Origin of the sequence: Pantoea sp. RG18 (genome assembly GCF_025910075.1) — a bacterium.
Classification (GTDB): Bacteria; Pseudomonadota; Gammaproteobacteria; order Enterobacterales; family Enterobacteriaceae; genus Pantoea; species Pantoea agglomerans.
Window position 1 is genome coordinate 38,106 of sequence record NZ_JAPCIL010000002.1, and the last position, 12,433, is coordinate 50,538.

At 57.8% G+C, this 12,433-nt stretch carries 10 protein-coding genes; 4 read left to right on the forward strand and 6 right to left on the reverse strand.

Annotated features, from left to right (window positions below; genetic code table 11):
• Positions 1–103 precede the first annotated feature (103 nt).
• The 3 genes from OK409_RS00700 to ypfH all read left to right on the forward strand — a co-directional run bounded on the left by OK409_RS00700 (position 104) and on the right by ypfH (position 3,730).
• The gene (locus OK409_RS00700) at positions 104–970 is read left to right on the forward strand and encodes a neutral zinc metallopeptidase (protein ID WP_010259999.1); all 867 of its coding nucleotides are present in this window, start codon (positions 104–106) and stop codon (positions 968–970) included.
• The gene (locus tag OK409_RS00705) at positions 970–2,976 is read left to right on the forward strand and encodes a tRNA(Met) cytidine acetyltransferase TmcA (protein WP_264366886.1); all 2,007 of its coding nucleotides are present in this window, start codon (positions 970–972) and stop codon (positions 2,974–2,976) included. Before OK409_RS00700 ends, OK409_RS00705 begins: the two co-directional genes overlap by 1 nt.
• Positions 2,977–3,049: 73 nt before the next feature.
• On the forward strand, positions 3,050–3,730 hold the full coding sequence (ypfH, locus tag OK409_RS00710; protein ID WP_010259992.1) for an esterase: 681 nt from the start codon (positions 3,050–3,052) through the stop codon (positions 3,728–3,730).
• A 93-nt stretch (positions 3,731–3,823) separates the two neighbouring features.
• Here ypfH and OK409_RS00715 read toward each other — a convergent pair whose 3' ends face one another.
• From OK409_RS00715 to narQ, 6 genes are all read right to left on the reverse strand, one after another.
• A complete protein-coding gene (locus OK409_RS00715; protein WP_003848800.1) occupies positions 3,824–4,012 on the reverse strand; it encodes a YpfN family protein in 189 nt (62 codons plus the stop codon).
• A 22-nt stretch (positions 4,013–4,034) separates the two neighbouring features.
• Positions 4,035–5,162 (reverse strand): succinyl-diaminopimelate desuccinylase, encoded by a 1,128-nt coding sequence (gene dapE, locus OK409_RS00720; RefSeq protein WP_010671351.1) that lies wholly within the window; start codon positions 5,160–5,162, stop codon positions 4,035–4,037.
• 1 nt (position 5,163) lies between these two features.
• Positions 5,164–5,532, reverse strand: a complete 369-nt coding sequence (locus tag OK409_RS00725; protein ID WP_052271800.1) for an ArsC family reductase — start codon at positions 5,530–5,532, stop codon at positions 5,164–5,166.
• Positions 5,533–6,112: 580 nt separating this feature from the next.
• The gene (gene acrD, locus OK409_RS00730) at positions 6,113–9,229 is read right to left on the reverse strand and encodes a multidrug efflux RND transporter permease AcrD (protein ID WP_010259979.1); all 3,117 of its coding nucleotides are present in this window, start codon (positions 9,227–9,229) and stop codon (positions 6,113–6,115) included.
• A gap of 167 nt (positions 9,230–9,396) precedes the next feature.
• The gene (locus OK409_RS00735; protein ID WP_033758590.1) at positions 9,397–10,026 is read right to left on the reverse strand and encodes a response regulator; all 630 of its coding nucleotides are present in this window, start codon (positions 10,024–10,026) and stop codon (positions 9,397–9,399) included.
• A gap of 137 nt (positions 10,027–10,163) precedes the next feature.
• Positions 10,164–11,852, reverse strand: a complete 1,689-nt coding sequence (gene narQ, locus OK409_RS00740; RefSeq protein ID WP_264366647.1) for a nitrate/nitrite two-component system sensor histidine kinase NarQ — start codon at positions 11,850–11,852, stop codon at positions 10,164–10,166.
• Positions 11,853–12,106: 254 nt separating this feature from the next.
• Between narQ and OK409_RS00745 the strand changes: the two genes are divergently transcribed.
• The gene (locus OK409_RS00745; protein WP_010671356.1) at positions 12,107–12,379 is read left to right on the forward strand and encodes a DUF1471 domain-containing protein; all 273 of its coding nucleotides are present in this window, start codon (positions 12,107–12,109) and stop codon (positions 12,377–12,379) included.
• Positions 12,380–12,433: the final 54 nt, after the last annotated feature.

The window sequence follows — 12,433 nt, forward strand, 5'->3', positions numbered from 1 at the left end:
GAGAGCCCCGGCTCTCCTTTTTTCATTTCAGGGTAAAGCTGGTGATTGCTGCTTCACACAACTAAAATCATGCCATCTGAAAAAATGACTGAGGGAACACAGCATGCGCTGGCAAGGGCGTCGCGAAAGCGACAATGTAGAGGACCGTCGCGATCAATCGTCCGGTTTAGGCGGCGGAGGCCGCCAGATTCGTCTGCCGCGCGGTAAAGGCGGTATTGTGCTGCTGATTGTCGTGGCCATCGCGGGTTATTACGGTTACGACCTGACCGCACTGCTGACAGGCGGCGAAGTTGCACCGACCAGCCAGCAGCAACAGCGCAGCGTCAGCGCCAATGATGATGAGGCTGCGAAATTCACGAAGGTGATCCTGGCCACCACGGAAGACACCTGGGGCAAACTGTTCCAGCAGATGAACAAACAGTATGTGGCACCGAAGCTGGTGATGTATCGCGGCGCAACCCGCACTGGCTGTGGTACCGGACAGTCAGTCATGGGGCCGTTCTACTGTCCTGCCGATCAGACCGTCTACATCGACCTCTCTTTTTATGACGAGATGAAAACCAAACTCGGCGCGGACGGTGACTTCGCCCAGGGCTACGTCGTCGCGCATGAAGTTGGCCACCATGTCCAGAAACTACTGGGTATTGAACCGAAAGTGCGTGAGATGCAGCAGGGTGCCAGCCAGACGCAGGTTAATCAGCTCTCCGTCAAAATGGAACTGCAGGCGGACTGTTTTGCCGGTGTCTGGGGACACTATATGCAGCAGGAAAATATCCTTGAAGCGGGCGATCTGCAGGAAGCGCTGAATGCCGCCGAGGCAATTGGCGATGACCGCCTGCAGCAGAAAGGTCAGGGCCGGGTGGTGCCGGACAGCTTCACCCACGGGACGTCTGAGCAGCGCTACACCTGGTTCAAGCGCGGTTTTGATGGTGGCAATCCAGGACAGTGCAACACCTTCGCCAGCAACTGATGAGTCTGCAGCATCTTACGCAGCTTATGCAGCAGGCCGGTGTGCGTCGTCTGGCGGTGATCAGCGGCGACCCGGCCTGGTGTTTACTACGGGCTGCGGCGTGGCGTGAAACGCTGACCGGCGACTGGCTGGCGTTGAGCCCGGAACCGCTGTTCTCTGCTTCAGATATAGGGCCGGGTCAGTATAAAACGCCTGTCCTGCACAAACAGCCTGCTGCGGTGCGCACGCTGCTTGGCCGTGAATTTCGTCATGCTCTGTTTGACGCTCGTCAGGGCTTTCATGCCGACGCTTTCGCTGCGCTGGCTGGCACGCTCACCGCCGGTAGCTGGCTGTTACTGCTGGTGCCGCCCTGGGAACAGTGGGCGCAGCAGCCTGACAGCGACAGCCTGCGCTGGGCCGATGTCGCTGAACCCATCGGCACCCCTTATTTTGTTCACCACCTGCAACAGCTGATATTAGCGGATGACCAGGTGCTGCTGGAGCGGCAGCATCAGCCATGCCGGTTTCCGGCGCAGCCGGACTGGCCGCAGTGGCACTGTCAGGCACCGCAGCAGCAGCAGGCGATACTCGATCAACTGATGAGGCTGCCATCGGGGGTTGCCGTGCTGACCGCGCCCCGCGGACGCGGTAAATCGGCGCTGGCGGGTATGCTGGCACGATTGAACGGACATTGTCTGGTGACGGCTCCGGCCAAAGCCTCAACGGAGGTGCTGAGCACCTTCGCCGCTGATGCTTTTCACTTTATGGCACCCGATGCGCTGCTGGCGCTGGAGACGCCACCGCAGGCGGAATGGCTGATTGTGGATGAAGCGGCGGCGATCCCGGCACCGCTGCTTCAGGCGCTGGTCAGTCGATATCCCCGCGTATTGCTCACCACCACCGTACAGGGCTACGAAGGAAGCGGGCGCGGGTTTATCCTTAAATTCTGCGCCGGGCTTCCTGATGCACACTATTTTACGCTCGATGAGCCGCTGCGCTGGTCGCGTTTCGATCCGCTGGAGCAGTGGCTGAACCAGGCGCTGCTGTTTGACGATGCCGCCGCGACCGCACCCGCACCCGATTGCCCTGTAACGCCTCATCGTGTTGAGCGCCACGATTTCAGCGCGCTGGAGGCCGCGTATCGTCTGCTGACCAGTGCACACTATCGTACCTCACCACTTGATCTGCGCCGCCTGCTGGATGCTCCGGGCATGCAGCTGTGGCGGGCCGGCGACGCGTCGGCGTTACAGGGCGCGCTCTGGCTGGTGGAAGAGGGCGGTCTTGAACCTGCACTGGCACAGGCGGTCTGGGCGAGCACCCGGCGACCCCGCGGGAATCTGGTGGCGCAGTCGCTGGCAGCCCACGCTGGTCTGGCTGAGGCGGCGACATTGCGCTCGCTGCGCATCAGCCGTATTGCCGTGGCGGCGGAGCGGCGTCGTCTGGGAACCGGACAGCAGCTGGTTGCGGCAGCGGCCAGTGCGGCCGTCGGATATGACTACCTCTCCGTCAGCTTCGGCTACACTGAATCTCTCTGGGCGTTCTGGCGCGCCTGTGGCTTTAGCCTGGTGCGGATTGGCAGTCAGCGCGAAGCCAGCAGCGGCTGCTACGCGGCGATGGCCATGTTGCCCTGTTCTGCTGCGGGTGAGGCATTGCAACACCGCGCGGCAGAACAGCTGGCGCGAGACTGGCCGCTGTTGCGCCAGCATATCGCAATGGAACTGCAGTTTGATCAGGTTACTGACGACGGATTGACCGCGCAGGATATTCGTCTGGCGGCGGGTTTTGCCTGGGCGCAGCGGCCACTGGAAGCGAGCCTGCCGGTGTTGCAGCGTCTGGTGCAGGCCAGTTCAGCCTCTGTACCGCTGCTGGCCGCGGCGGTTGCCACACCCACAGCCCTGGGCGAACTGGCCCAGCAGGCGGGAGTGAGCGGGCGCAAAGCGCTAGTCGCAGCGCTGCGTCAGCAGGCGGCAGCGGCCCTCCAGACACTGGGCGTTGATGCAGCCTTGCTGCACCTGCCGTTGAAATAATTCGACCAGCTGGTTCAAATTATCCTCATATGATTTTATGCCAGGCGGCGTAGAGTGAACACAGGAGGTCAACATGACACTGAAATATGTAATCGTTCAACAGCCTGCCACCACAGCACAGCTGTTTCTGCTCTACCATGGCGTTGGCGATAACCCGGATTCAATGGGCGAGATTGGCAACTGGTTTGCCCGAACGTTTCCCGACGCGCTGGTGGTGTCCGTCGGCTCGCCTGGTGCGAGTCGTCAGTGGTTCGGCGAAACCGATCTGCACGATCAGACCGTCCAGCAGCGGGTTGATGCGGCCATGCCGCAGTTTGTTGGGTCTGTGCGTCACTGGCAAAAAAAGAGCAGCGTGCGGCCGGAAGCGACAGCCTTAATTGGCTTTTCGCAGGGCGGCAGTATGGTGCTGGAAGGGGTTAAGGCGCATCCGGATCTGGCGGGCCGCGCGGTGGTGTTTAATGGCCGGTTTATTACCCTGCCGGAGAAGGCCAGTACCCGCACCACCATTCACCTGATCCACGGTGATTATGATGAGCAGGTCCCGCTGCACCATGCGCAGCAGGCGGAGCATCGGCTGACCGCCTGCGGTGGCGATGTTACCCTGGATATCGTTGACGATCTGGAACACGCCATCGATCACCGCAGCATGGAGCTGGCGCTGAATCATCTGCGTTATACGGTGCCAAAACGCTACTTTGATGAGGCGTTAAGCGGCGCAAAACCGGGTGACGATGATGTTATCGTGATGATGTAAAAAAGCCCCTGCGCAAGCTCGATCTTAACGCTGATGAGAGCTGACTTTGTGAAGAACCATAAAAAAGCCCCTGCATAGCAGGGGCTTTTTCGTTTACTTCTTCTTCGGCCAGTTGTCGTCGTCATCCCATTTATCGTTAAAATCACGATGCGGCGGCAGGTCAGGTTTGTTATCCATAAATTTTTTATGATCGATGCGTTTCAGATCTTTATAAACGTTCATCAGCACGCCAACCATCAGCAGGATCACCAGGATCCACCAGTAATCTTTAATAAATTCCATTTGCTGCTCCTTAAAACCGCCGTCAGGCGATCAGTTGTTCCATGATGCGTTGGTACATCCGGCTCAGCATCTGCAGGTCGGAGGCTTTCACACACTCATTGATTTTATGAATGGTGGCATTCACTGGCCCCAGTTCCACCACCTGTGCACCCATCCGGGCAATAAAGCGGCCATCGGAGGTTCCGCCCGTGGTCAGCAGCTGCGGCTTAATTTCATTATAGTGCGCTACAGCTTTCACGACGGCATCAACCAGCTTACCGCGCGTGGTCAGGAAGGGCTGGCCAGAGAGTTTCCACTCAATGGTGTAACGCAACTGGTGACGATCCAGCAGCTCTGCGACCCGCTGACGAATCATCTCATCGGTGAGTTCGGTGCTGAAGCGGAAGTTAAACTGCACAAACAGCTCGCCGGGGATCACATTGTTACTGCCGGTGCCCGCCTGGACATTGGCAATCTGCATGCTGGTCGCCGGGAAGAACTCATTCCCCTGATCCCACTCGGTCGCGACCAGCTCGTTCAGCGCCGGCATCGCCCGGTGAACCGGGTTATCCGCCAGATGCGGATAGGCGACGTGGCCCTGCACGCCATGCACCATCAGGTTAGCGGTGATCGAACCGCGACGGCCATTTTTCACCACATCACCCACCACTTCCGTGCTGGAGGGCTCGCCGACCAGGCAATAGTCGAGCCGTTCGCGGCGCGCCATCAGCCGCTCAACCACTTTAACCGTGCCATTGGCCCCGCTGGCCTCTTCATCAGAGGTAATCATAAAGGCGAGTCGCCCTCGGTGATTGGGACGCACCGCAACAAAACGTTCGGCAGCCACCACCATTGCCGCCAGCGATCCTTTCATGTCGGCCGCGCCGCGGCCAAACAGCATGCCGTCGCGGATGGTGGGTTCAAACGGCGGATTAATCCAGCGGCTGGCATCGCCAGGCGGCACCACATCGGTGTGACCGGCAAACGCCAGCGTTTCACCTTCGCCACGGGTGGCCCAGAAATTCAGGGTGTCGTCGATGTTCATCGTTTCAATCTTAAAGCCAATGGCTTCAAGACGGGCGATCAGCAGAGCCTGACATCCGGCATCATCGGGGCTGAGAGAGGGGCGACGAATAAGCTGCTGCGTCAGCTCAATGACCGGGCAAAACATATTATGACTTCTCCTGGATAGCATTCTGATAGGTGGCTTCGCTGAAACCGGCGAGCAGGGAGCCATCCGGGGCGCGCAACAGCGGACGCTTAATCATGGCGGGATGCGCCAGCATCAGCGCTTTGGCGCTGCTGGCATCGGTAACCGCGTCGCGATCACTCTCAGGCAATTTACGCCAGGTGGTGCCCCGGGTGTTAAGCAGAGCCTGATAACCCAGTGCATCGATAAACTCCTGCAGCAGGACATCGTTCAGGCCATCCGCACGGTAGTCGTGGAAGTGATAGTCAACGCCTGCGTCTGTTAAAAAGCGCCGGGCTTTTTTTATGGTGTCGCAATTTTTAATCCCGAACATCACCCACTGCGTGCTCATTGCCCGATCCTTATTGTCCTGTGAGAAGTGAAAGCTGAAAAAAGCAGCCAAAGTGCGAGTTTACCATAGTGTGATCCGTTGCGGCATCTGCACAGGCGCGGGAATCGGGCCACAGAGCACGGCAGCAAGGTCATCGTCCGGCATCGGGTAAACGCTATCAATTTCGCAGCTAATCATTACTCTGCTTATCAATAAGAGCTTAGGAATTTCGCCATGTTGATAAAATAGTCTACCGCTGGGTTTAAAATAAATTATTTTCAACGGGGTTAAGGAGTTGCTGAAGTGTGCGTCAGCTTGCAAAACCAGCAACATTCATGTTTTTATGGCGTATGCCGATAGATATAACAGGTGTAAACGTATTCACCTGTATAAAAAAGAGCGTAACATTGCCAGCACAATAAGAGAGGGCATTATGATTGACACCGAAATGGGAACCTGGAAAGAATTTATCGAAGCGATGTTACGCAACAAGTAACGCGCGAAGAAAAAAGCAGGTTAATCCCGCTTGCTGGAATTCTTACCACACACAGAAATAAGGCGGCCACTGATATCAGTGACCGCTTTTTATTTGCGCCTCTACTTAGTCGAGCGGCTTCTCTTTGAGCGGGAAGCGGCGGCGTACCAGCACAAAGAACAGCGGCACAAAAAAGATCGCCAGCAGTGTGGCAGAGATCATTCCGCCCATCACACCGGTTCCTACGGCATGCTGGCTGCCGGAGCCCGCTCCGCTGCTGATCGCCATGGGCAGTACACCAAAGATAAAGGCCAGCGAGGTCATCAGAATCGGCCGCAGGCGCTGACGCGATGCCTCCAGCGTAGATTCCACCAGCTCGCGTCCCCGGCTATTGATCTCATTAGCAAATTCTACAATCAGGATGGCGTTTTTGGCGGATAACCCCACTACCGTCAGCAGGCCAACCTGGAAATAGACGTCATTTTCCAGCCCACGCATCCAGGTGGCGATTAGCGCCCCGACCACGCCCAGCGGCACTACCAGCATCACCGAGAACGGGATCGACCAGCTTTCATACAGCGCGGCAAGGCAGAGAAAGACCACCAGCAGCGAAATCGCATAAAGTGCCGGCGCCTGCGAACCGGAGAGCCGCTCCTGATAAGAGGCACCGGTCCACTGGAACCCGACGCCCAGAGGCAGGGCATTAACCAGTTTTTCCATCTCATCCATCGCCGTGCCACTGCTGACGCCACTGGCCGCTTCGCCGACAATCTCCAGCGATGAATAGCCGTTGTAGCGTTCAAGACGTGGGGAACCGGTCTCCCAGCGGCTGGTGGCAAACGCGGAGAAGGGCACCATTTTGCCGCTGCTGTTGCGCACGTACCATTTGTTGATGTCGTCTGGCAGCATGCGGAATTCAGCGGCAGCCTGCACATAGACCTTCTTCACCCGGCCACGATCCAGGAAGTCATTCACGTAGCTGGAGCCCCACGCGGTGGTCAGGGTGTCGTTGATGGTATCCAGCGACACGCCCAGCGCCTGCGCTTTACGTGCATCAACATCGATCTGCAGCTGCGGGCTGTCATCCAGTCCATTGTGCCGTACCCGCGACAGCGCGTTGTCATTGCCCGCCATCTCCAGCAGTTTGTCACGCATCGCCATCAGTTGGGTATGACCGACGCCCGCGTGATCCTGCAGTTGCAGGTCAAAGCCGGAGCTGCTGCCCATGCCGGTGATGGCTGGCGGGCTGCTGGCAATCACCCGGCCCTCTTTGATCTTCTGAAATGCCTTCGTCGCGCGCTCGATAATCGCGAACGAGGTGCGATCGGCACCGGGCCGCGCTTCCCAGTCTTTAAGCCGCACAAACAGACGCGCCACGTTTTGTCCATTGCCGCCCGGACCTGCGCCGATGGTGGAGAAGACCGACAGCACATTGGCTTTCTCCTCGGTGAGATAATAGTTTTCAACTTTGGCGACGACGCTGGCAGTTTGCTCAAGCGTCGCGCCTGCCGGAAGCTGAACCTGCGTCAGGAATACGCCGCGATCTTCCAGCGGCAGAAACGACGTCGGCAGACGCAGAAACAGAAAGGCCATCAGGCCGATGATGCCGAGATAGAGCAGCAGCCAGCGACCGCCCTTGCGCAGGATACCCGCGACCCCTCGCTCGTAGCGGTCAGCATTGCGATTAAAGTGACGATTGAACCAGCCGAAGAAGCCGCGACGCTCAGGCTGCTCGCCCTGCGCCACGGGTTTGAGCAGCGTGGCACAGAGCGCCGGTGTCAGGATCATCGCCACCAGCACCGACAGCACCATCGCCGACACAATGGTAATTGAGAACTGGCGGTAAATGGCGCCGACGGTGCCGCCGAAAAACGCCATCGGCACAAACACCGCAGAGAGCACCAGCGCGATACCCACCAGCGCGCCCTGAATCTGGCCCATCGATTTTCGGGTGGCGGCACGCGGCGAGAGTCCCTCTTCATGCATGATACGTTCAACGTTTTCCACCACCACGATGGCATCATCCACCAGCAGCCCGATTGCCAGCACCATGGCAAACATGGTCAGGGTATTGATGCTGAACCCGCAGGCATAGAGCACGCTGAAGGTGCCGAACAGCACTACCGGCACCGCAATAGTAGGAATTAAGGTGGCGCGGAAGTTCTGCATAAACAGGTACATCACGCCAAATACCAGCACAATCGCCTCCAGCAACGTCTTCACCACATCGGTGATTGACGCTTTAACGAAAGGGGAGGTTTCATAGGCGATTTTTGCTTCCAGACCGTGTGGGAAGTAGTGGGACAGCTCCTCAATGCGCGCCCGCACCAGCTTATCGGTGTTCATCTCGTTGGCACCGGACGCCAGCTTCACCCCCAGGCCTGACGCGGGCTGGCCGTTGTAACGACTCAGATAATCATACTTCTCAGCGCCCAGCGCCACGCTGGCGACATCGCCCAGCGTCACCACCGAACCATCGGGATTGTTCTTCAGGGTAATCGCCCGGAACTGCTCAGGGGTCTGCAGCATCGACTGGGCGTTGACCGTAGCGTTAAGCGCCTGTTTCTCTACCGACGGCAGGCCACCCACCTGACCCACGGCAACCTGGGTGTTCTGCGACTGGATCGCACTGACCACATCTTCCGTGGTCAGCGAATAGGCGATCAGTTTATTGGGATCGAGCCAGATACGCATCGCATATTGCGAGCCGTAAGCGTCAACCTGGCCGACGCCATCAATACGGCTTAGCGGATCCTGAATATTACTGGCGACATAGTCTGAAATATCCTGCTTATCCATGCTGCCGTCGGTTGAAACGAATGCCACCATCAGAATATTACTGTCACCGGTTTTATTGACGGTCACACCCTGCGACTGCACCGCCTGTGGCAATTTGCGCAGTGCGGATTGCAGCTGGTTCTGTACCTGCTGACGGGCTTCATCGGGATTGGTCCCGGCGGTAAAGGTGAGGGTGATCTGTGCCTGGCCGGTGTTGCTGCTGTTAGAGGACATGTACATCAGATTATCGATGCCGGTCATGTTCTGCTCGATCACCTGGGTAACGGTGTTTTCCAGCGTCTGGGCGGATGCGCCCGGATAGTTAGCGGTGATGCGCACGTTGGGCGGTGCCAGATCGGGGTACTGTTCAATAGGCAGCGAAATAATCGAAAGCGTGCCACAGAGGCACAGCAGAATCGCCAGAACCCAGGCAAAGATAGGGCGGTCGATAAAGAAATTCGACATTAAATCGACACTCCTCACTACTTTTATCGTTGGTCAGGCCCACCAGTAACGGGCGCTCTGGCAGGAAACTCGGCGGGTCTTTGCCACGTTTCTCCGCCGCCGTTTACTCTACGTGCGGCAGCGGGGGAAATCGTGGAGAAATTGAGGAGAAAATGTAAATTCGTTGGCTATTTGCGGCTTTCAAGCCACATCACCGTGGCGGCGACGCGTGAGCGGACATCCAGTTTCCGCAGCAGGTTACGAATGTGCACTTTTACCGTCTCTTCAGAGATATGCAGAATAGCGGCAACCTCTTTATTCGACAGGCCACGCGCCACTTCCTGCAGCACATCCCGTTCGCGCTCGGTGAGCTGACGCAGAGGATCGGCACTGTGCTGGCGATTAGCCAGATAGCGGGTGACGCCCTCGCTGAAGACCTTTTCGCCCCGCGATGCCTGCAGGATATGCCCCAGCAGGACCTCCGGCTCGCTGTCCTTGAGCAGATAGCCGTCAGCACCGGCATCCACCATGGCAAAAATATCGCTGCGGGCGTCAGAAACGGTCAGCACCAGAATGCGCGAACTGATCCCTTCATGGCGCAGCGCCTTCAGCGTATCCAGTCCGGACATGCCTTTCATATTCAGGTCGAGCAGAATGATGTCCGGTTCCTGATGGCGGGCCTCCGCCAGCGCTTCAGTGCCGTTGCTGGCTTCGGCGATCACCTCCAGCCGGGGATCGAGCGCCAGCAGCTGACGGACACCGCGGCGCATCAGCGGGTGGTCATCCACAATCATCAATGTTAATGCGGGCTGTTGCATATTTTCTCCGTTTCATAGGTTTCAGACTGCGGCAGATCAGACGGTATTGTTCAGGGACAACACCCTGTTTTGTATCGAATAGTCCGCGGTCGCAAACCGATAGATTATTTTAATAAATTAAGACCCGCTCTGGCCTGCTATTCCAGCGGGCGCGCCGGTTGCGGTGGAAAGCGCAACTCCACCCTGGTACCCCGTGGCTGTGTGTGGAGGGTCAGATGGCCGCTCAGGCGCTGAGCGCGCTCCGCCATAATAGTCAGGCCGTAATGGCCCGGCGGTTCCTCAGTGCTGTTCATCCCCACGCCATCATCGGTAATTGTCAGTAAGTGCTCACCTTTTTCACTGTGCTGATAATCCACCCGGATAACCTGCGCACTGGCGTGACGAATCGCATTCAGCAGCGCCTCACGGACGATCTGCAACACATGCACCTGCTGTTGTGCTTCCAGACTCTGCAGGCCGGTCTGATAGTTAAAGTGTATCTCTGCACTGCTCTTCTCCTGCAGCGAGGCGATCATCGCCTGCATGGCCGCCACCAGATCCGCCTGCTCGATGGTCAGACGGAAAGTGGTCAGCAGCTCACGCAGCTGACGATAGGCCTCGGCCAGCGCCTGATCGAAGTCCGCGATAATGGTATGGGCGGCGCTATCGTCTTTATCAACGGCGCGGCGCAGCAGGGTCAGCTGAATGCGTAAAAACGAGAGCGACTGCGCCAGCGAGTCATGTAATTCCCGGGCAATGGTCGTGCGCTCTTCAATCAGCAGCATCTGCTGATACTGCTGCTGTGCCTGCCAGATCCAGATAGCCCGTCCCAGCATCGCCGCCAGGCTGCGCATCAGTTCATCCGGAGGCGAGGCACCAGCTGTCTGCCAGCGCAGCTCGCCAATCTGCTGCTCGTCCTGCTGTAACGGCAGACGTTGCCACTGACCGGCTGCCTGATCATCACCGGCGCGAAACTGAAACTGGTCACTGTCGAGCCGGATCGCCGTCAGTTTCTCGCGCGTCAATACATTGGTTAACACGGCTTCAAACAGTGCCGGATGCAGCGGGCTGGCGGTCAGCATTTGTGAGCTGTCATAGAGTAGCGACAGCGTGCGATTAGCCTGGGTTAAATCTTCTGTTTTGGCGCGCACCGTGCTTTCCAGCAGCTGGTAGTGCGAATGCAGCCGTGCCGCCATGCCGCTGAAGGCATGCGACAGTACCCGCAGTTCATTCTGCTGCTCAACGTGCAGCGGCGGAAAAGCAAAGTTGCCGCTCTCTACGTAGCGACTGGCGGTGACCAGCGCATTAAGCGGGCGCACCACCTGCAGTCGGGTAAAGCGAATCGTCATCAGTGCCAGCGCCACAATCGCAATGACCCCCACCAGGCTGCTGGCGGCCACCAGATGCATTTTCAACTCGGTATAGCGTTGCAGACCCAGCACAAAGCGATCGATTTCACCGACGTAGATCGGCACCTGCTGCTGATAAGCCACGGTATCGCCCTGTTGCAACTGTTGCTGCAGCGAGGGCCAGGCGGCACGCAGCCGTTGATAGCGAACACTTACTTCACGGGGTACCCAGGGCCGATCAAGTTTCTGCAGCACCGGGGCATCCAGCGTTTGCTGATAGCGCGCCAGATGATGAGCCAGATTTTGCGGCTGCCGGCTGGCATCCCAGGCCATGCGATAGCTCTGCATGCGCAGTGAACCCGCCAGATTGATCGCCTCCGCGTCGCGCTGGCTGCTCAGGAGCGTGACTAATGCCAGACCGGTGGTGAGCAGCGACAGCAGGACAATGGCGCTGAGCGCCTGAGCGATGCTTTGAGTTACGGAACGTTTAACAATCACATGAATGGCCCTGTTGAGAGTGCGGGAATTATAAGAGCGCATTAACGTAACGCAAATGATCCATTCCCTGTTTATCGCACAGGACGTTACACATCGCACATAAAATGACCGCAACTGACAGTTCCCAGGACGTGCTGCTGTTCAACGCTTAAAAAAGGAACAGGTTTACATCGTCCCGATGTTGCTTTTCATTGCAGCGCTAATAATTCATCCAGTCATCAACTCAACCCCGATCACAGATTAAGGAGCATCCAATGAAAAAGCTGAATGCTGTCCTGGCGGGCGCATTACTGGCTACCGCCTCATTTGCCACTTTCGCCGCCGCGCCGGTCGATCAGTCGCAGGCGCAGAGTATGCAGAGCATCGGTAGCGTTTCGGTTTCCGGTGTTCGCGGCTCGCTGGACGATGCGAATCGCCAGCTGTCGCAAAAAGCGGAAGAGATGGGCGCCAGCCATTACCGCGTTATCGGTGTCGATAACCCAGGCGACTCCAGCCTGTGGAGCGGCACCGCAGAGATTTATCGCTAACCCAACCCTCCTGTTTCCATCCCTGTAGCTTTTACCGGCCTGAAAATGGCCGGT

Coding starts and splice junctions, on each gene's coding strand:
- OK409_RS00705 (WP_264366886.1), top strand. CDS start 970: ATGAGTCTGCAGCATCTTACGCAGCTTATGCAGCAGGCCGGTGTGCGT.
- ypfH (WP_010259992.1), top strand. CDS start 3,050: ATGACACTGAAATATGTAATCGTTCAACAGCCTGCCACCACAGCACAG.
- OK409_RS00745 (WP_010671356.1), top strand. CDS start 12,107: ATGAAAAAGCTGAATGCTGTCCTGGCGGGCGCATTACTGGCTACCGCC.
- OK409_RS00735 (WP_033758590.1), bottom strand. CDS start 10,026: ATGCAACAGCCCGCATTAACATTGATGATTGTGGATGACCACCCGCTG.
- dapE (WP_010671351.1), bottom strand. CDS start 5,162: ATGTTTTGCCCGGTCATTGAGCTGACGCAGCAGCTTATTCGTCGCCCC.
- acrD (WP_010259979.1), bottom strand. CDS start 9,229: ATGTCGAATTTCTTTATCGACCGCCCTATCTTTGCCTGGGTTCTGGCG.
- OK409_RS00725 (WP_052271800.1), bottom strand. CDS start 5,532: ATGAGCACGCAGTGGGTGATGTTCGGGATTAAAAATTGCGACACCATA.
- OK409_RS00700 (WP_010259999.1), top strand. CDS start 104: ATGCGCTGGCAAGGGCGTCGCGAAAGCGACAATGTAGAGGACCGTCGC.
- OK409_RS00715 (WP_003848800.1), bottom strand. CDS start 4,012: ATGGAATTTATTAAAGATTACTGGTGGATCCTGGTGATCCTGCTGATG.